We start from the raw sequence: 21103 nt of genomic DNA, 5'->3' as shown, positions 1-21103 counted from the left end.
ATTAAAGTTTCACTCCCAACATCCTTAAATTTATATATTAGACTATTAATTAAAGAAAGAAAGGTGCAGATTATATCTACACCTTATATTTTTTATTAACTTTTAAATTCTCCAATCAACTCTTGTAACTCCTGTGAAAGCCAACTTAAAGAATTAGCTAATTCTGCTATATCTTGCACAGACATTTCTTGCTCCTTCATACTCTCTTCAACGTTACTACTACTGTTTGCATATGTATTTGCAATATGAGATAGCTCATTTACAACTTGTACAATATTTTGGCTATTTTGCAGAATATCACTTGAATTGCTAGAAACGGCTCTAACTTGATTTGTAACAGATTGTGCTGATTTTGAAATTTTCTCGAAGAATGAACCGCTACTTTGAACAAGTGTAATTCCAGACTCTACCTCTTTTGAACCTTTCTGCATTGAAACTACAGCATCTTCTGCTTCAGCCTGTGTTTCCCCTATTAATTTAGCTATATCTTTTGCTGATGCTTCTGTTTGTTCTGCTAATTTACGCACTTCATCAGCAACAACGGCAAACCCTCTTCCAGCTGCCCCAGCACGTGAAGCTTCAATGGAAGCATTTAAAGCTAATAAATTCGTTTGATTTGAAATACCTGTAATTACAGTTACAATATCACTTATTTGTTTTGATCTTGTTTCCAACGAATAAATGATAGAAGATAAATCTTGTACTGCTTTTTGAATTGAACTCATTTGATTAATAATTTGTTCAATAACTCCATTACCCTCAACCGAATGTTGCTCCATACCTTCTGAAGTAGTGGCAACTTGTTTCGCAGCCCCTGTTATTTCTTCCATCTTATGTTCCATTTCATGTACAATCCATAAACATTGTTGTACAGAAGTTTCTTGCGACTGAGCACTAGCTCTTAATCCTACAATAGAACCCGCAATCTCTTGAACTGCCATACTATTCTCCTCTGTACTTGCTGACAATTCTTGCGAAGATGAAGAAACCTGTTCTGCCGTCTGCTTCACTTTATCTATAATTCCTTTAAACTTCTCAATTGTGTTATTAAAATACGAATTAATAATACCGATATCATCTTGTCTTTCCACTAATTCAATACTTAAATCTCCTTCACCCACTTTACGTAATCCTTCACGTAAATCTTGTAATGGAGCAAGTGAATTACGTACAATCAAGAATTGAATAAAAGTCGCAATTAAAACTGAAATACAAATAAACATTAAACCTTGCATAATAAATTTCTTCTTTGTACTAGGAACAATAGACGCATCTAAATCAGCTGCAACAATTGCAACAATATTTTCTTCTCCATCTGTAATTGGCTCTAATATTGTTACCCATGATCCCAGTTCATCTTCATATATTTCCGTCATTTGTGCTTTTTTCGTGGCCATTACTTTATCGTATGCCTTCATCCAACGAACTGGTTGTTCATAATAGTCTCCTGGTTTTACTTGAACAGCATTCGCTAATTCTGTAGCCAAACCAACTACTTGAAGCTCACCTTTTGCATTTGTTTTTGCTCCAACAACATACGTTTGTCCAACACTTTTCAATTCTTTTGTAACTTCATCTAACTGCTCTGTTAATTTAGCTCTTTTTTCTTTTTGTGCCGTCGGGTTTTTCGCGACATCTCTTACTACTTCTGCCTCTAATTTATGTAATACCGTATCTCCCGTTTCAATAGACTGTCTTTCAAATATAGACATCATACTATTTTGAAACATATTAAAACTTAACGCCCCCATACTACCAACAAGCGTTAAAATAACGAGTACAGTTAACAATACATTCTTTTGAAGAAACGATAGCTTATGCCAATATTTTTTCATTCACATTACCTTCCTTAATTCAGTTAATACAAAATAATAATTTCAAAACACACCCTTTAATTGATAACCATTCTCAAATATAAACCCAAAAAAAAAGACCAATGAAAAAGCATTGGTCAAAACCAACCCTATCCGTCCGGTAACTGGCTAGCATAGTCGTTTGACCTTAGCCCCTGTAGTTTTGCGTCCTCATGTTTCCATCAGTTTGCCTTTCTCGTTGAACGAGTTGAACGATATGGGAGTTCTATGAGAATTTAAATATTCTCTTTCAAAGATTACAACATAAAAATTAAAATGTCCACTTATTTAGAGATCTAAATATGAAGTTTTAATGTATTATTTTTTCGAAATAATTTAACAAAATACGTGAATGTTACATTTCTTGTGTTATATAATAAAAAACGTATATAACACAAGGATTATTCCAGATATTCATTTAATTTTCATTCAAATTAAACTATTTGGATATATCTTAACTTACGAATTTCGGAGGTAGTTTATCATGTTTTGGCTACAATTTCTTACTTTACTACTCTGCATTTTTATTGGCGCACGCTTAGGCGGAGTTGGTCTAGGAGTAATGGGTGGCGTTGGTATGGCAATACTTGTTTTCGTCTTCCACTTACAACCTACAGCTCCTCCTATTGATGTAATGCTTATGATTTTAGCAGTAATTACAGCTGCCGGTGCTTTGCAAGCTGCTGGAGGAATGGATTATCTCGTCTACCTTGCTGAGAAAGCATTACGAAAAAATCCAAAGCGCATTACATTTTTTGCTCCTATTGTTACTTATTTATTCACGCTATGCGCAGGAACTGGTCATGTCGCTTATTCTGTACTTCCCGTTATCGCCGAAGTATCTCGTGAATCAGGAATTAGACCTGAACGACCAATGTCAATTGCCGTTATCGCTTCCCAGCAGGCAATTACAGCTAGTCCAATATCGGCTGCAACAGTTGCACTTTTAGCAATGTTAGCCGACTATAAAATCACCCTGTTAGATATTTTAAAAGTCAGTATCCCTTCTACTTTCATCGCTTGTATGGTAGCTGCATTCGTTGCTAGTAAAATGGGAAAAGAATTAAATGAAGACCCTGAATACTTGAAGCGATTAAAAGAGGGAATGATTCCTAAACTTGAAGAGAAAAAAGAATTTGTAGGTTCAAAAGGCGCGAAATTATCAGTTATTCTTTTCCTAGTCGCAACTTTCCTTGTTGTACTTCTCGGTTCATTTGAAACACTGCGTCCAGGATGGATGGTTGATGGGAAATTAGTTCGTCTGTCAATGCCAAACACAATTGAAATGGTCATGTTAACCATTGCTGCTCTTATTATTATTTTCTGTAAACCAAATGTGGAAAGCATTGTAACTGGTAACGTCTTTAAAGCAGGCGCAACAGCAGTTGTTGCTATTTTTGGTATCGCCTGGATGGGAGATACGTTCTTCAACGGAAACTTAAATATAATTCAAGGATCAATTCAACACTTAGTAACAAGTGCACCATGGCTATTTGCTATCGCACTATTCATTCTATCTATTTTACTGTATAGCCAAGCAGCAACAGTTCGTGCTTTAGTGCCACTTGGACTATCACTTGGTATTCCGCCGGCATTACTTATTGCAATGTTCCCTGCGGTAAATGGATACTTCTTCATTCCAAACTACGGGACAATCGTTGCTGCCATTAACTTTGACCGTACTGGTACAACAGGCATCGGTAAATATGTATTAAATCATAGCTTTATGATTCCGGGCCTAATTGCAACATTCACTTCTATCGGAATTGGAATGCTCTTAATTTCAATTATGTTTTAAATTAAAGCACAAACCTACAATTCTAAAGGGTTTGTGCTTTTTTAATCAAACGTTTGTTTAAATAAAGTGAAGCTTTAATCTGTGGGGATTTTGTTCATCCCTCACTGATTATTAGCCCTCACCAATCGGACCTTTACGGGCAGCAGGGCTCCCACAAATAGCAGGATAAACGAAACAACCCATTTTGCGACTCTACAAACTCTTATTTACTTCCTCAGCTAATTTCTTCGTACTTTCATACGCAGATTCTGCTAAGCTAATCGCTGAAATAACTGAAACACCATCCGCACCCGCTTCTATAACAGAAGCAGTATTTTCAATTGTAATCCCACCAATCCCAACGATCGGTATTGTAATCTCTTGTTCCCTAAAATACTTTAGACCTTTCGTTCCTTGAACCGCTTTCGTATCTTTTTTCGTACTCGTCGGGAAAATTGGACCAACTCCTAAATAATCGGCTCCATTTTCAATCGCCCAGCGTGCTTCTTCAATTGTATGTGTAGATACTCCAATAATTTTATCTCCCATTTTTTTACGAACAGATGTAATTCCTTCATCATCTTGTCCAACATGCACGCCATCTGCATCTAACTCGAGGGCTAGTTCCACATCATCATTTACGATGAATGGTACACCGTACTCCTTGCAAAGCGCTTGTAGTTCCTTCGCAAAATCAATACGTTTCTCTCCCGCTAAAGCCCCTTCTCCCTTTTCACGAAATTGAAAAATTGTTATCCCACCTTCTAGTGCATTTCTCAATACTTGTAGTGGCTCCTTCGTACAATTGTTACTTCCCATAATAAAATATACTCGTAATAACCTAGACATTTCATCCATTGTAATACGCGACATCTAGTTCCCCTCCTTACTGGATAACCTCAATCTTTCCATACTTCTCAATATCATCTGAAGTTGTATTCGCTAACTGATTTAAAAACTCAATTTGGAAACTTCCTGGTCCATTCTCTACTGTTTTCGAAGCCGCTATTTCTGCTGCTACCCCATAGAATATTAATGCGGCTACTGCTGCCTTTACATAATCCTTTTCTACCGCTACAAATGCTCCTATTACAGAAGTTAGTAAACAACCTGTTCCAGTAACTTTCGTTAAAATAGGATGGCCATTTCGAATAAGAATAGTTCGCTCTCCATCTGTAACAACATCTTCTTCTCCAGTAATCACCGAAACTGTATTTAATTCATCCGCTGCCTGTTTTGCAATATTTACAACATTACCATTTCCAGTACCAGCGTCTACACCTTTAATTTCCCATTTCTCATTAATAACATTAGCAATTTCAGCTGCATTTCCACGAATTATCGTTAAATCGATTTCAGCTGGAATATATCTCGCAACTTCTGTTCGATAAGAAGTTGCTCCTGCCCCAACTGGATCAAACAATACTGGTACATCATTCGTATTTGCTGATTTACCAGCAAGTAACATCGCTTCTACCTCTTCAGGACGAAGTGTACCCATATTTAATACAAGGGCTCCTGCAATGCTAGCCATTTCTGCTACTTCTTCTTTTGCATACGCCATTACAGGCGATGCCCCTAATGCTAATAAACCGTTTGCTGTAAAATTCGTTACAACAACATTTGTAATATTATGAACGAGCGGATTAGACTCTCTTACCAAATCCACTACTTTACTAATTTCTTTCATATTCATCCTTTTCATCTCCTAACTATAGTGATGGGAGATACACAAAAAGGCACTTTGCGCGTACGCAAAGTGCCTGAACATGTGCTTTTACACTCTCCCTACGCTGGCATTATCCAACAGGTTCAAATGGTCAATGACGGACTATTAGTCATACTCTCAGTTTGCATCCACAAACCCCCATGTGCTTCTTATTCACTTACTTCAGAGTCTACTCTTATTCTAGTAAAATAACAAGCTCTTTACCTTTCCATATGCAAAATATCATTCAGACTAACATCTTTTACACCAATGAAAATAGACGCAACTGATAAAACAATAAGCGCAATAAATGAGGCCACTGAAAAACTTACGTTTTTCAGTGGCCTCCTATAAGGTAGGGGGCTCCTTTACATTCCCTCTTGAAAACTGTGGTATATTAGACGATATATAGTTAATAAAGGAGTTCGATTAAATGGCAAAAAGTATTGTAATTGCTGAAAAACCTTCTGTTGCACGTGATATCGCGCGTGTACTGAAATGTGATAAAAAAGGAAACGGCTATCTTGAAGGTAGTAAATATATTGTAACTTGGGCTTTAGGTCATCTCGTTACATTAGCTGATCCAGAAAGCTATGATGTGAAATATAAAAATTGGAATTTAGAAGATTTACCGATGCTACCGGAGCGTTTGAAATTAACAGTTATTAAACAAACAGGGAAACAGTTTAACGCTGTGAAAAGTCAGCTTATTAGAAAAGATGTAAATGAAATCATTATAGCTACTGACGCCGGTCGTGAGGGAGAGTTGGTCGCACGCTGGATTATCGATAAAGTTAAAATGCAGAAACCGATTAAACGTCTATGGATTTCATCTGTTACCGATAAAGCAATTAAAGATGGCTTCGCAAATTTAAAACCAGGAAAAGCATATGAAAATCTATATGCTTCGGCTGTCGCACGTTCAGAGGCTGACTGGTATATCGGGCTTAATGCGACTCGAGCATTAACTACTCGCTTTAATGCCCAACTAAATTGTGGTCGTGTTCAAACACCTACTGTAGCCATGATTGCAAGCCGTGAAGATGAAATCAAACATTTCAAAGCTCAAACTTACTATGGTATCGAAGCTCAAACAGCTGAGAGATTAAAGCTAACTTGGCAAGATACAAAAGGAAATAGCCGTAGCTTTAATAAAGAAAAAACTGATGCAATCGTGAACAAAATTAGTAAGCAAAACGCTACTGTTGTAGACATTGATAAAAAACAAAAGAAATCGTTCGCTCCTGGTCTTTACGATTTAACTGAGCTACAACGTGATGCGAATAAAATATTTGGTTACTCTGCGAAAGAAACATTAAACATTATGCAAAAATTATATGAACAGCATAAAGTTTTAACGTACCCTCGTACAGATTCACGCTATATTTCATCTGATATTGTCGGAACACTTCCAGAGCGTCTGAAGGCTTGTGGAGTTGGAGAATACCGTCCTTTAGCACATAAAGTATTGCAGAAACCTGTAAAATCTAATAAATCATTTGTTGATGATAGTAAAGTAAGTGATCATCACGCAATTATTCCAACAGAGAGCTATGTAAACTTCTCAGCTTTCACCGATAAAGAACGTAAAATTTATGACTTAGTTGTAAAACGTTTCTTAGCTGTTTTATTCCCGGCCTTTGAATATGAACAACTAACATTGCGCACGCAAATTGGTGACGAAACGTTCATCGCACGTGGAAAAACGATTTTACATGCTGGTTGGAAAAAGGTTTATGAAAATCGATTTGAAGATGATGATGCAATCGATGATGTAAAAGAACAAATCTTACCTCGCATCGAAAAAGGCGACACATTAAACGTAAAACTAATTGTCCAAACATCAGGTCAAACGAAAGCACCTGCACGTTTTAATGAAGCAACATTACTTTCAGCGATGGAAAACCCAACAAAATACATGGATACGCAAAACAAACAACTTGCTGATACATTAAAATCAACTGGTGGATTAGGTACTGTAGCTACACGTGCTGATATTATCGACAAGTTATTCAATTCGTTCTTACTTGAAAAACGTGGTAAAGATATTCATATTACTTCAAAAGGCCGTCAGTTACTTGATTTAGTGCCAGAAGAACTGAAATCTCCTACACTAACTGGTGAATGGGAGCAAAAGTTAGAAGCTATCGCTAAAGGAAAGTTAAAGAAAGAAGTATTCATTTCAGAAATGAAGAACTATACGAAGGAAATTGTTACTGAAATTAAATCAAGCGATAAAAAATATAAGCACGACAACATTTCAACGAAGTCTTGTCCAGACTGTGGTAAACCAATGTTAGAAGTAAACGGTAAAAAAGGTAAAATGCTTGTATGCCAAGACCGCGAATGTGGTCACCGTAAAAATGTATCCCGCACTACAAACGCACGCTGTCCTCAGTGTAAAAAGAAACTAGAACTTCGTGGTGAAGGAGCGGGCCAAATTTTCGCATGTAAATGTGGCTATCGTGAGAAACTTTCTACATTCCAAGAAAGACGTAAAAAAGAATCCGGCAGCAAAGCTGATAAACGTGACGTCCAAAAATATATGAAACAACAGAACAAAGAGGAAGAACCATTAAACAATCCATTCGCAGAAGCATTAAAGAAATTAAAATTTGATTAAACAAAAAGGTTCCTACCACTATCGGTAGGAACCTTTTATTTTTAATGAATAATTTTACTTCCTTTTGCGTTCTCAACAAACTTTTCACTTGATTTGTTAATTGGTTTTTTCAGTAATAATGCAGCCACAACCATGATTACTACGAAAGCACTTAACACAAGTAAATCTCTAGTTACTATATCCCAAAGCATTCCACCTACTGTTTCACGAATTGCACTAATAGCATATGTGAACGGTAAGAACGGATACAGTGCTTGGAAGAACGGTGGTGTCATTTGAATTGGGAACGTACCACCCGATCCTGCTACTTGTAGTACAAGTAAAATAATCGCCATCGATTTCCCAACGTTTCCGAAAATAGAAACGAGTGAGTACACGATACAAACAAATACTCCCCCAATAAATAAACTAAATAACACAAACCAAAACTTATCGACTACGTACGTACCGAGTAGGAATATATCCCCCATCGATACGATAAACGCTTGTGAAAGACCTATCGTTAAGAATGTTAATAAACGTCCGAAGTATATTTCATGGCTCTTATAATTCGCGCCTTCTTCGTGTACTTCCACCGTTAATAATGAAACCATTAATAATGCGCCTACCCATAATGCAAGCACTGTATAGAATGGTGACATTGCTGAACCGTAGTTCGGCATCGCAAATAATTTATTCTCTTTTAAATTTACTGGATTCGCAAAGTAATCACTTTGCTTTTCAACATCGTTTTTCAATAAACGAATGATGTCTTTTATATCCTCTTCTGATTCAAAATCACGAATTTTATCTGCTAATTCTTTAATCTTTTTCTCAGTCTCCGGCATTTCAGCTTTAATGTCTGCTAATTTCTTTCTACCGTCTACTAAGCCTTTTGATGAATCTTCTAGTAATTTTTTAACATCTGGAAGCTTTTTGTCTGCATCATTTAAAATTTGAGTTGTATTTTTCGACATCTCTTTTGTACGAGCAATTGCTGTGTTAAAGTTTGGAACAATTTCTGAATCATATGTTGCTAAGAAATCTCCTAATTGAGCTGAAGCATTTTTAGTTGCTTCATTAATACTTTCTACAACCTCTTTTGTAGGCTTCTGTCCATTGTTAATTAGTGTAGTTGCCTTATTCGTTGCATCTATACCTTTTTGAACAGTATTTTGTGCTTTATTCAATTTTGCAATTCCATTATTAAGGTTTTTTCCACTATTTACATCTGCTAATACCTTATTTGTGCTTTCTAGAACCGGAATTGCATCACCAATTAGATTCTTAGTAGCTTGTAATTGACCATTTAAATCGTTTAAAGCTACTTTTGTGCTATCTAATCCATTAACACCTCTATTATTTACGTCTGCTATAACACCTTCAAAATTATTTTTTGCCTTATCATATTCATTTTTCACAGTATCGTATGCTTCATTTGCATCAGCTTTAGCTTGATCAACTGTGCTAACTGCTTTTTTATAATCTGCTACAAATGTTTCATTGTAATCTTTTTCAGCTTGATCAATTAATCCATTTGCTGCATCTAGTTTTTGATTTGCTACATCTGTTACATCTTTCTTTACTTCTTGTCCTGTACCAATAACATTTACAATATCTTTAATACCGTTGTTTGCATTTTCCATACCGCTTTTAAGCTTAGTTAAGCGATCCACTCGCCCTTGGAAAAAGCTTTGACCAAAATCAGTCGTAGCCGATTTTTGAAGTTCAGTAAATACATTAATAAGGTATGCAACACTATCTGTACGACCTTGAAGATTTCCAGAAACCGCATTAAGATCTTGCTTTGCCTTTTCTGGATCAAACTGTCCATTTTGCAATCCATTCACAACACTTTTTCCATATGCTGTTCCTGCACGTGCTGAGTTTAAAACATTATTCACCGTTTGATTAATATTTCTTGCAATATTTTTATAACCTTCATCATTTAACTTTGAAAGATCTGGACGTGCTGGAAACTCAGGTAATCCCTTCATACCAGAAAGGTCTATCCCTGGATTCATTAAAAAGTTCGTAAACGTATTTGCTTTGTCCATTACATCTTTAGCCGTTGTTAAATGATTTCGTATCGTCCCAGGTGCATTTTGCAATGTTTGATTGTTGTTTGCAAAGAACTTATCTAAATTTGCCAATGCTTCCTGCCCATCATTTATTACACTCTCTACAACAGGTAAATCTTTTTGCGCTACTTTCACAATATCTTCTGCTCGAGTTGCATCATCTAACGCCTTATCCATAAGTGTATTCATCTCTGGGAATTGCGCTTCTAACTTAAATACAAGATCTTTTACCTTCTCGATACTTGGTAAGTTTGTTTCTAAATCGATTCCAAGATCATTAAAGATTTTAAAAATCTCACCGTTTGCTGTTTTAACAAAGTTTTTACTAACCTCTTCTGTAAGACCCGATGCACCTTTAGCTGTAATCTTCGGTGCAATGGCATTCACTTTTTCATTTACGTAATAATCAATTTCCGGTTTCTGTGGATTTTCATTCAAGACTGTTGCAATCTTTTCAGAAAAATCTTTTGGAATAGTAATACTTGCGGAATAATCTCCACGCTCTACTCCATAAATTGCTTGCTTTTCATCAACAAACTTCCACCCGAAATTTTTGTCCTTCTTAAGTGAATCTACAATTTCTTCCCCGATGTTAATATCTTTCCCTCTTAAATTTGATCCAACATCTTGGTTAGAAACTGCAATCTGGATTCCTTTCGTATTTCCGTAAGGATCCCAAGAAGCTTTAATGTTAAACCATGCATATAACGATGGTAAAATCATTAACCCTAAAACAATAACAATTGCAGCCCAATGTTTGGCTACATTCCGTAAATCTGTCTTATAAATACGCCAAATCTGTTTCATATAAGCAATCACCTAATTATATATTTTTCTTTCTTTAGAAAATGATACATACATTTTGCAATTATATCACTTTCTACATCGTGGATTAAACGAAAATATACTATTTTTCCCATTAAATATTTCACTTACTTCATTATATAACGAAGTTAAAAAAGTATGCATACAAAATGACCAAATTAGTTTTACATTCAATAATAACAAATATATAGGAAATGTCATAAAAAATACAAGTATTTTCTCTTGGGAATACTTGTATTTATCAAAAAACCCTCCCAGCTTTTCATTATCTGTGAGGGTTTCTTCTATTATATATCTAATTGTACTTCTACACCGAAATGATCAGAAATTACATTTCGATTTGTTCCATTAAAAATGACTTTTGAAGAATTAACTGTTTTACTTTGATTGCTTAATATTAGGTCGATTCGTAATTTTTGTTTATTTTCATCCCAACCAGCAATCTCTCCTTGGACAGTTGTTCCTTCATCCTTCTCTATCGCTAGTTCATATGTGTCATATAAACCTTTTTGCATCGTATACTCATAACCCTCTCCTTTCAAACGAGCATTGTTATTAAAATCACCCATTAAGAAGGAAAGTTCATTGCTATTTACATGCCCCATTAAACGATCAACTTGGTCTTTGAATGATTCTTCTTCATCATTCCACCAACCGAGATGGCAAGAATAAAACGTTATATTCTTATCATTATAAGCAATTGTTGCACTTACAATTTTGCGTGTTTTCCAATACGTTGTATCCTTATTTTCTGAGACAAAGAACGTGTCTTTCTTTACAATGTTATGCTTTGTTATAATTGCTAATCCTTCTTCGTACACATCATATCCAATATGAGAGAAATCCCAAATAATATTGTATCCTTTTACATTTAATGCTCTTAACTCTTCTAGCAGTAAAAGTCCAAAATTATCTTTTTTCTTGTTACCGCATACATTTTCAGCTTGTATAGACTGACTTACTTCTTGCAATGCGATCACATCATAATCTTCTTCTTGAATTGCTTTAGCAAGATACTTTATTTTTTCAATTTGATTCTCTTCTTGCCAAGAGTGACAATTTAAAGTTAGCAATTTCATATTATTACGCACCTAACATATCTTGAATGTCTGACTTTAATACGTCAGCTTTCGGGCCATATACGGCTTGTACACCTTTATCTTTAACGATAAGTCCTAAAGCACCATTTTGTTTCCATTGTGCTTCTGGTGCAACAACATCTAAATCTTTTACTGTTATACGTAAACGTGTCATACAAGCATCTACGTCAGCAATATTATCTTTTCCGCCCAATAAATCAATAACTTTTGTTGCTAATGAACCGTCTTGTACATTTCCTGTTCCTTCTGATGACTCATCTTCATTATCAATATAGTTACCTGCACGCCCTGGTGTTGGTAAATTGAATTTTTTAATTAAGAAATTGAATAACGTAAAGTTAAGACCGAAGAACACTAATGAAACAATGACAAAGTTAATTAAGTCTCTCGTTAATCCTGCATTGACCATCATTGGTGTACGTGTAATTAACTCAATAAATCCGAATGCATGAACACGTAAATCAATTAAATCTGCTAATGCGAATGCAAGTCCTGTTGTAATTGCATATACAACATATAATACTGGCGCAATAAACATGAACATGAATTCAATTGGTTCTGTTACACCTGTTAAGAATACTGCTAATGCAGCTGATAAGAACATTGGTTTATATTTTGCACGTTTTTCTTTATCGACATTACGGAACATCGCAAACGCAATCCCCATTAACGCTGCCGTTGAGCCGATAACTTGTCCAGCTTTGAAACGAGCTGGTACAACGTTATTTAATAAATCGTTATATGCTTTCGTATCTCCATTTGCTAATAAGTTATTTAAATCTGTAATCCATGCAAGCCATAATGGATCTTGTCCTGCTACAATTTGTCCAACCTTTGAGCCAGTTAACATCGTATATGTTCCGCCTAGCTCTGTGTAGTTCATCGGAATCGTTAACATATGATGTAATCCAAATGGTAATAATAAACGTTCTAACGTTCCATATACAAATGGCGCAACAACTGGTGCACTATCTTTAGATGCTGCAATCCAGCGACCAAACTCATTTAATCCACTTTGGATAAATGGCCATACAAGTGATAATACAATCGCAGTAACTGTAGACCAAACAATTACAACGAACGGTACGAATCGTTTTCCATTAAAGAATGCTAATGCCTGTGGCAGTTTATTATAGTTATAGTATTTGTTATATAAAGTAGCTCCTAGGAAACCTGTGATAATCCCTACGAAAACTCCCATGTTTAATGCTGGTGCACCAAGTACAGAAGTAAAGTAATCTTTTACAAGTAAATCTCCTGCTACTACTGAAGAAACTGTCGTTTTTGAATCCGCTAACATTTGAGCGTTTACGCCAAAGATAGCTCCTGTAATTCTGTTTGTTAAGACGAATGCTAATAGTGCTGCAAATGCACCACCTGCGCGATCCTTCGCCCAAGATCCCCCAATTGCTACTGCGAATAAAATGTGTAGATTTGTAATAATTGCCCAACCGATGTCTTCCATTACTCGAGCAATTGTATGAACTGCGTTAATATCCCCAGCAGACATCCCAATTAACTTACCGATCGAAATCATTAAGCCCGCTGCTGGCATTACAGCTACAACAACTAATAATGCCTTCCCGAACTTTTGCCAAAAATCAAAAGACGTAATTTTCATCTGTTCTTCCTCCCCTTTATTTATAACAACATAATGATTTAAATTATAATTTCTGTTTCTCTTATGAAAACGATTCCTTCTTTTTTGTTACGCAACCGTTTTCATAAATCTATTTTAATAAAAGCGTTTTCACATTGCAATAGAAATTTTTTTTTTTTAATAAAAAAAGATGCTCAAAGAGCATCCTTTTTTATTATGCAGTGCGATAAACCCTTGTTTCATAAGGTTTTAACGTGATTGTAGTTATTTGTTCATGTTCCGCAACTTCATAGTTATTTAAAAGCAAACGTTTGCGTTTTAGTGCGAATTTATCCTCATTATACACTGCTTCCTCTTTCGAGATATTACTAATAACAATGATTTTTTCATCGTTTAATGTACGAGTATATGCGTAAATTTGCGGATTATCTTCTAAAAGTAAATCATACGTACCATAATTTAATACATCGTTCTCTTTTTTCAAGGCAATCATTTTTTTATAGAAATTGAAAATAGATCCCTCTTCATTTTTCTGCTTTTCAACATTAATTTCTTCATAATTTGGATTCATGCCAAACCAAGGTGTTCCCGTTGTAAAGCCAGCATTACTTTCAGCACTCCACTGCATAGGTGTACGTGAATTATCGCGGCAAGAAGCCCATATAATTTCCATCATATCTTGATGCGATACTCCTTCTGCAATTTTCTCACGATATAAATTTTTAACTGCTACATCATCATAATCTTCAATATTTGGGAACTGAACATTTGTCATACCAATTTCTTGTCCTTGATAAATAAACGGTGTGCCGTGCATAAAGAAATACATCGCACCTAAAGCCGTTGCACTTTCACGCCAATATTCTTTATCATTTCCCCAAGTAGACACAATACGTGGCTTATCATGATTTTCAATGTATAAAGCATTCCATCCCTTATTTTCTAAACCTTTTTGCCACTTTGTTAATACTTTTTTCAACTCAACAACGTCAAGATCTTTCTTCTTTTCTGCATCCCATAAGCTTAAATGCTCAAACTGGAATACCATATTGAATTTACCGTTCTCTTCTCCAACCCAAAGATCAGCATCTTCAATTTTCACACCATTTGCTTCTCCAACAGTCATAATATCGTATTTAGCAAATGTATTTTCTTTTAATTCTTCTAGTAATGGCTGAATACCATCTACATTCATATGTTTGTCAAAAGAAGGCACATACTTTAACCCTTTTGGGTTTGGCATATCCTGTAAACCATCTTCTTTTTTTATGTGGCTAATCGCATCAACGCGGAAACCATCAATACCTTTATCAAGCCACCAATTAACAGTATCATATAAAACTTCACGAACTTCTTTATTCTCCCAGTTTAAATCTGGTTGTTTACGCGAGAATAAATGTAAATAATATTGCTCTGTCACTTCATCATATTCCCATGTAGAACCATTAAAGATACTTTCCCAATTGTTTGGTTCCGCGCCGTCTTTACCATCATGCCAAATATACCAATCACGTTTCGGATTGTCTTTAGAAGAACGTGACTCAATAAACCACGGATGTTCATCACTTGTATGATTAATAACTAAATCAATAATAAGCTTCATATCACGCTTATGAACTTCATCTAGTAATGCATCAAAGTCTTCCATCGTACCAAATTCATCCATAATATCTTGATAGTCACTAATATCATAACCATTATCGTCATTAGGTGATTTATACATTGGACAAATCCAAATTACATCTATACCTAAATCTTTTAAATAATCCAGTTTTGCAATAATACCTTGTAAATCTCCAATACCATCACCATTTGAATCCATAAAGCTACGTGGATAAATTTGATAAGCGACAGCTTCTTTCCACCATGTCTTATTCATACTAATTCTCTCCTTTTGCATCCCATCGGATTTTTTTATGCAAACGTTTTCGTAACACTATCATAACAAAATATGAATAGTTTGCAACTGTTTTCATTGAACTCTATGTAGATTCCTGATTCTTATGCTTTATTTATTTCTCACAAAGATAAAGTGGAACTTTAATCAGTGTGGGCTGTCCATCCCCCACTGATTATTAGCCCTTACCAATCGGACTTTTACGAGCAGTCCTATCTTCTTGCTTCAGCCGGATTGTCTTACAGCTCGGCAAATAACGGGATAAATCTAATCCTTCTCCTCTTCTCGTCCATGCGTGTTAAATATACTCTTCATATACTAATACAAGCTCATATTATTTCAGAAAGGAGATATAAATTGAAACAAACAAAATTAACTGGTCGTATCGTCGTTCCCTCGGATCCTGAGTATGACATAGCCCGAATAAATTTAAATTTAAGCATTCCAAAATCCCCTTGTATTATTGTTTTTTGTCAAAATAAAAATGATGTGTGTAACGCCTTAAAATGGGCACGTGAGCGTCATATACCATTTCGCTTAAGAAGTGGACGTCATAGCTACGAAAACTTCTCTCTTTTAAATGGCGGGCTTATTATTGATGTGAGTGAAATGAAGCAAATTACGGTTAGTACAAGGAAATTAACAGCAACAATCGAAGCTGGTGCAAATCTCGGAACTGTTTATAAAGAACTTTGGAAATATAGTGTTACAATACCAGCTGGCACAAGTGCAAGTGTCGGAATTGTGGGGTTAACACTCGGCGGTGGCATTGGCATGCTTTCACGCTTATTTGGACTAACATGTGATCAATTAGTAGAAGTCGAAATGGTACAAGCGTGCGGAAAATTTGGTGCAAAAATCATTCGCGCAAATGAACGAGAAAACTCTAGCCTGTTTTGGGCATGCTGTGGTGGTGGCGGTGGGAATTTTGGGATTGTTACTTCCTTAACATTTCGAGTCCACCCTATAAAAAACGTATCAATTTTCTCACTTACATGGGAATGGAAAGACTTTGTTGCTGCATTTCAAGCTTGGCAAAACTGGGCACCTTATATAGATGAACGTCTCACTTCATCAATTGAATTATTCTCTAAACAACGAAATAAAATTGAGGTGAAAGGTGAATTTGTCGGCTCTCCTTCTGAACTCTATCATCTATTATCTCCTCTTCTTAAAACCGGTAATCCCTCTCGCTTTATTGAGGAGGTTCCATATATAAAAGCTGTTCAATTTTTTAACGGTGGTAATATTCCTGAAAAATTTAAACGCTCTGGTTCCTACGTATATAAACCTATCCCTCTTAAAGGTATTCAAATCTTACAACATTTTCTTTCTCATGCACCAAATAAAGATGCGAGTATTTGGCACCAATCACTCGTAGGTGCTGTAGAAAACATTTCCCCTAATGAAACAGCTTATTTCCACCGCAAGGCAATTATTGCTCAAGAATATATTACTTCTTGGAAATGCAACGATGAAGAAAACCGAAATATACGCTGGGTTAAAGATTTACGGGAAAGCTTAGATCCTTACACACTGGGAGACTATGTCAATTGGCCGGATATCGACATAAAAAATTGGCAAACTAGTTATTATGGCTCTAATTTTCAAAGGTTGCGTAAAGTGAAGACAGCATATGACCCTTGTAATGTTTTTCGTTTTCAACAAAGCATTCCTCCTTCCCATACGTAAAAAGGAAGAACAGAATTCTGTTCTTCCTTTTTACATTGAAAATCGTTCAATCGTTTGTTTCAAATCAGCTGCTTGCTTCTCTAAATCCTTTAATAATCGATCGATTATCACCATGTTTTTAGATTGTTGTCTCGTTACACGTGTCACTTCTTGTGAACCAGCTGACGTTTCCTCAGCAATTGCTGCTACAGCCTTTGTTTGTGCTCCTGTTTGATGAATGTGACTCACTTGTTCATTCATATAACTACTAATTTGCTTGGTTGCATCGGCTACTTCCATAATACTTGATGACATTTCTTTTAAAATTAATTCAGTAGCTTCCCCGCGTTTCGCCTCTTCTTTAGCTTTTTTCACTTGCTCGGTCATTTTCATCGCGACTTGTTGCACTTCATCTTGCATATTCCGTAATAACTGCGATATGTTTCTTGCAGAATGATCACTTTCATCAGCAAGTTTACGTACTTCTTCTGCTACAACCGCAAAGCCTCTTCCATGTTCTCCTGCACGAGCTGCCTCAATAGAGGCGTTGAGTGCTAATAAATTGGTTTGGCTAGCAATCTCACTCACAACAGAAACAATATGTTCAACTTGTTTCATTCGTTCTTCTAACTGCTGTACATTTCGCATCGAATCTTCATTTTCTTTCGCCAATGTTTGAATACCTTGAATTAAAGAATTAAAGACACGTGTACTTTGTCCTAAAGCTTGAACCATTTCTGAAGACAACCCGTCAGACTGTTTTGCTTTTTCTTCTACTTCACTCGCAATAGAAGTTGTTGTATCAACAGTAGAAACAATCGCCTGAATCGATGCTGCTGATTGCTCCGCGCCGAAAGAAATCTCTGCAAGGGTCTCAGATACACCTTGTGCTTGCTTCGTCGCTTCCCCTGTTTGTTTTCTAATTTGCTGAACTTGATTATTTGTATACGAAAATGTAGTATCAATATTTTTTACCATGCCCCTTAAGTTCCCTAGCATCATATTAAATGCAACACTTAAAGATTTAATCTCATCATCTACTTTTGGCAACGGGACATCTTCACGAATATCACCATCAGCCGCTTTCCTTGCAGCTTCCTCCAACTTTCGAAGTGGTTTAATTAAAAATATTGCTGCTCCATACGCTAAAATTCCAGACCATACTACACCTAATAACATAACGATAATATTATAAACAGTTCGACTTACATAAATTTGAAAATAATCATATATAACGTAAATAAAAAATAAGCTTGTTGAATATGTAATGAAAGCTAAAACTGTAGTGAATAGCATAAGTTGTGTACGTAAGCCAAAGGAAAATGTCTTCCTTTCTTTTTCCATCTCTTCTTTCCCCCTTATTGTAAGTACTACATATATATTATTATCCATATTTTCGTTATAGAAAGATATAGGGATTTTAAAAATCATTATTTCTTTGAATATCAAACTATATGAAAAAAATAAAGGATTCTGACAATTTATGACTAATAACAGAAATACGGGGCAACATTTGTAAATATATTTTTGACTGGGGGTTTTGTATGATTCAAGTTCGAAATCTAGTAAAATCATTCGGATCACTTGATGTTTTAAAAGGAATTGATTTAGAAGTAAAAGAAAAAGAAGTTGTTGTTTTAATCGGCGCCAGTGGTTCCGGCAAAAGTACATTACTTCGCTGTCTTAACTTTTTAGAAATGTACGATGAAGGTGAAATTCACTTACAAGGTGAGCGAATTGATCCAAAGCATTCAAATTTAAACAAAGTCCGTGAAAATGTCGGTATGGTTTTTCAGCACTTTAACCTATTTCCTCATATGACCTCACTAGAAAACATCATAGAAGCACCTATTCACGTAAAAAAATTGGAGACAGCAAATGCAAAGGAGATTGGAAATCAACTCCTACAAAAAGTCGGCCTACAAGATAAAGCAGATGTAACTCCCCACCTCCTTTCCGGTGGTCAAAAACAACGAATTGCGATTGCACGAGCTCTTGCCATGAATCCTAAAATTATGCTATTTGATGAACCTACCTCAGCTTTAGACCCTGAACTTGTTGGAGAAGTGTTGCAAGTTATGAAAGAACTTGCTGAAGAAGGAATGACAATGGTTATTGTTACTCATGAAATGAATTTCGCAAGAGATGTAGCTGACCGCGTTATCTTTATGGATGACGGGAAAATTGTAGAGGATGCTTCGCCAGCGCAATTTTTTTCCGCTCCATCGCATGAACGGGCAAAGCAATTTTTACGCAACGTTTTATAATGTAACTTCTGTTTCAAACATAAAGAAATTCATTCATACGGGACACAACTAATTGTCCAAATAAAATATCTCCATAGCATATTGAAAACAATCCGTATGATCAATATATAGGAGGGGTTTTATGAAAAGAAAACTATTAACCATTGTTGCGAGTATTACATTATGTACATCCTTCATACTAGGAGCCTGTAGTAAGGAAAGCTCTACCACTTCATCTAATGGTCAAAAAGAATTTCGTTATGCGATGAGTGGTTTATACAAACCTTTTAACTATAAAGAAAATGACGGGAAACTTGTCGGTTTTGATGTAGAAATAGGCGAAGCTCTCGCGAAAAAGATGGGAATGAAACCTGTTCCTGTTACAAATCCTTGGGAAACATTGATTCAAGGTCTACAATCAAAAAAATATGATGTGATATTAGGAAGTATGGCAATTACAGAAGAACGATTAAAAGCCGTGAATTTCTCAAATCCATATTATCGCTCTGGTGCACAAATTTTTGTAGCTAAAAAGAATACATCTATCTCTTCTCCAGAGGACTTGAAAGGGAAAAAAATAGGTGTTGTAAAAGCAAGTACTTTCAAAACCCTTGTTGCAAAACATACAGATCAAATTACAGAATATGATAGTGATATTACTGCACTTATGGACTTAGAACCAGGACGTGTAGACGCAGTTATTACTGATCAAATGGTTGGTCTTCGTATGATTAAAGAAGGTAAATCAAATATAAAAGAAGCTGGAAAACCGTTAAACCTTGATGAAATGGGAATTGCTATTCATAAAGACAATAAAGACATGGTTGAAAAGGTAAATAAAGCGCTAGATGAAATCATTAAAGACGGCACGTATGAAAAGATTAGTAAGAAATGGTTTGGGCGTAATATTCTTGGAGACGAGGCAAAAACAAAGTAAGTTAGCCATTTAGAGATTTCATAAATTATGCCCCACCTTGTATGTGGGGCATTTCATTCCCTACTAAAATCCATACAATATGAGGTGACACATATGTTTGAAATTTTTATCTCTACCTATCCCACACTCTTAAAGGCTACTATTGTCACATTACAATTAACATTAACATCCCTATTACTCGGTTCACTAATTGGATTACTAGTCGCTTTCTTTCGAATCTCTAACAATAAGGTTTTAAATAGTATTGCTCATGTATACATCGCCATTATTCGTGGTACACCTTTAATTGTTCAAATTGCCATTCTCTATTTTGGGATTACATCCGTTGTTGTTTTTACCCCTTTTTGGGCAGGAGCAATTGCTTTAGCAATTCATAACGGTGCATATATTACTGAAATTTTCCGCGGATCAATTCAATCCGTTGACCGTGGACAATTAGAAGCTGCTCGCTCTTTAGGGATGCCTTACCCTTTAGCGATGCGCCGGATTATATTACCACAAGCATTTCGTCTATCTCTTCCCCCTCTAGGGAACCAATTTATTATTGGATTAAAAGATTCTTCACTTGTCGCTTATGTAGGAATGTCCGAATTATGGGGATCCGGTTTATCAATTGCCGCAGGTAACTTCCAGCAATTAGATACATATATCATTGTTGGTGTATACTATCTCGCACTAGTTCTTCTATTTACTTATTTTGTTAGTCTTCTAGAAAAACGACTACAACGGAAAGAAAATAACTCTGTCCAAGTCAAGACAAAGAACAAGAAAGAAGTTTCTTTATAACAAAAAGCAAGCTCTAAAAG

13 protein-coding genes, 2 pseudogenes and 2 riboswitches are annotated in these 21103 nt (G+C 35.7%); of the genes and pseudogenes, 6 read left to right on the top strand and 9 right to left on the bottom strand.

Translation table 11 applies throughout. The features are described from left to right. Positions 1-95 precede the first annotated feature (95 nt). The gene (locus MHI07_RS02090; RefSeq protein ID WP_340821694.1) at positions 96-1835 is read right to left on the bottom strand and encodes a methyl-accepting chemotaxis protein; all 1740 of its coding nucleotides are present in this window, start codon (positions 1833-1835) and stop codon (positions 96-98) included. A gap of 135 nt (positions 1836-1970) precedes the next feature. Further along, positions 1971-2055: riboswitch (cyclic di-GMP riboswitch) on the bottom strand. Between the two features lie 282 nt (positions 2056-2337). On the opposite strand from MHI07_RS02090, the gene MHI07_RS02085 reads away from it, so the two are divergent. After that, positions 2338-3651 carry an anaerobic C4-dicarboxylate transporter family protein gene (locus tag MHI07_RS02085; RefSeq protein ID WP_016103429.1) on the top strand — a complete coding sequence of 438 codons (1314 nt, stop codon included), beginning with the start codon at positions 2338-2340 and terminating at the stop codon, positions 3649-3651. A 192-nt stretch (positions 3652-3843) separates the two neighbouring features. Here MHI07_RS02085 and thiE read toward each other — a convergent pair whose 3' ends face one another. Then, on the bottom strand, positions 3844-4503 hold the full coding sequence (gene thiE / locus MHI07_RS02080; RefSeq protein WP_078173521.1) for a thiamine phosphate synthase: 660 nt from the start codon (positions 4501-4503) through the stop codon (positions 3844-3846). A gap of 13 nt (positions 4504-4516) precedes the next feature. Beyond that, a complete protein-coding gene (gene thiM, locus MHI07_RS02075) occupies positions 4517-5326 on the bottom strand; it encodes a hydroxyethylthiazole kinase (RefSeq protein ID WP_070138684.1) in 810 nt (269 codons plus the stop codon). Positions 5327-5398: 72 nt separating this feature from the next. After that, positions 5399-5511: riboswitch (TPP riboswitch) on the bottom strand. A gap of 260 nt (positions 5512-5771) precedes the next feature. Here thiM and topB point away from each other — a divergent pair. After that, complete coding sequence (topB, locus tag MHI07_RS02070; RefSeq protein WP_340821688.1) at positions 5772-7961, top strand: DNA topoisomerase III; 2190 nt, start codon at positions 5772-5774, stop codon at positions 7959-7961. A 41-nt stretch (positions 7962-8002) separates the two neighbouring features. Here the strand turns inward: topB and MHI07_RS02065 are convergent, their stop codons facing one another. From MHI07_RS02065 to MHI07_RS02050, 4 genes are all read right to left on the bottom strand, one after another. Next, positions 8003-10828 carry a YhgE/Pip domain-containing protein gene (locus tag MHI07_RS02065; protein ID WP_340821686.1) on the bottom strand — a complete coding sequence of 942 codons (2826 nt, stop codon included), beginning with the start codon at positions 10826-10828 and terminating at the stop codon, positions 8003-8005. A gap of 305 nt (positions 10829-11133) precedes the next feature. Next, positions 11134-11925, bottom strand: coding sequence for an endonuclease/exonuclease/phosphatase family protein (locus MHI07_RS02060; RefSeq protein WP_340821684.1), 792 nt, complete (start codon positions 11923-11925; stop codon positions 11134-11136). Between the two features lie 4 nt (positions 11926-11929). Then, positions 11930-13567, bottom strand: coding sequence for a PTS transporter subunit IIBC (locus tag MHI07_RS02055; RefSeq protein WP_340821682.1), 1638 nt, complete (start codon positions 13565-13567; stop codon positions 11930-11932). Between the two features lie 193 nt (positions 13568-13760). Then, a complete protein-coding gene (locus MHI07_RS02050; protein WP_340821680.1) occupies positions 13761-15425 on the bottom strand; it encodes a glycoside hydrolase family 13 protein in 1665 nt (554 codons plus the stop codon). A gap of 375 nt (positions 15426-15800) precedes the next feature. On the opposite strand from MHI07_RS02050, the gene MHI07_RS02045 reads away from it, so the two are divergent. Beyond that, positions 15801-17135, top strand: coding sequence for an FAD-dependent oxidoreductase (locus MHI07_RS02045; protein WP_340821678.1), 1335 nt, complete (start codon positions 15801-15803; stop codon positions 17133-17135). Between the two features lie 30 nt (positions 17136-17165). Here MHI07_RS02045 and MHI07_RS29335 read toward each other — a convergent pair. Further along, positions 17166-17747: pseudogene (locus tag MHI07_RS29335) on the bottom strand (methyl-accepting chemotaxis protein); the annotation flags it as partial. A 360-nt stretch (positions 17748-18107) separates the two neighbouring features. Then, a pseudogene (locus tag MHI07_RS29330) lies at positions 18108-18293 on the bottom strand (HAMP domain-containing protein); the annotation flags it as partial. A gap of 365 nt (positions 18294-18658) precedes the next feature. On the opposite strand from MHI07_RS29330, the gene MHI07_RS02035 reads away from it, so the two are divergent. From MHI07_RS02035 to MHI07_RS02025, 3 genes are all read left to right on the top strand, one after another. After that, positions 18659-19381, top strand: a complete 723-nt coding sequence (locus MHI07_RS02035) for an amino acid ABC transporter ATP-binding protein (RefSeq protein ID WP_002113623.1) — start codon at positions 18659-18661, stop codon at positions 19379-19381. 121 nt (positions 19382-19502) lie between these two features. After that, positions 19503-20297, top strand: coding sequence for an ABC transporter substrate-binding protein (locus MHI07_RS02030; RefSeq protein ID WP_002159444.1), 795 nt, complete (start codon positions 19503-19505; stop codon positions 20295-20297). Positions 20298-20390: 93 nt separating this feature from the next. After that, entirely contained in the window at positions 20391-21083 is a 693-nt protein-coding gene (locus MHI07_RS02025; protein WP_002159445.1) for an amino acid ABC transporter permease, read from the top strand. Positions 21084-21103: the final 20 nt, after the last annotated feature.

It is taken from the genome of Bacillus sp. FSL H8-0545 (assembly GCF_038006105.1).
In the GTDB taxonomy this organism is placed as follows: Bacteria; Bacillota; Bacilli; order Bacillales; family Bacillaceae_G; genus Bacillus_A; species Bacillus_A cereus_U.
Note: the sequence above shows the minus strand (reverse complement) of the source record. Positions and strands in the feature narration are given on the sequence as shown.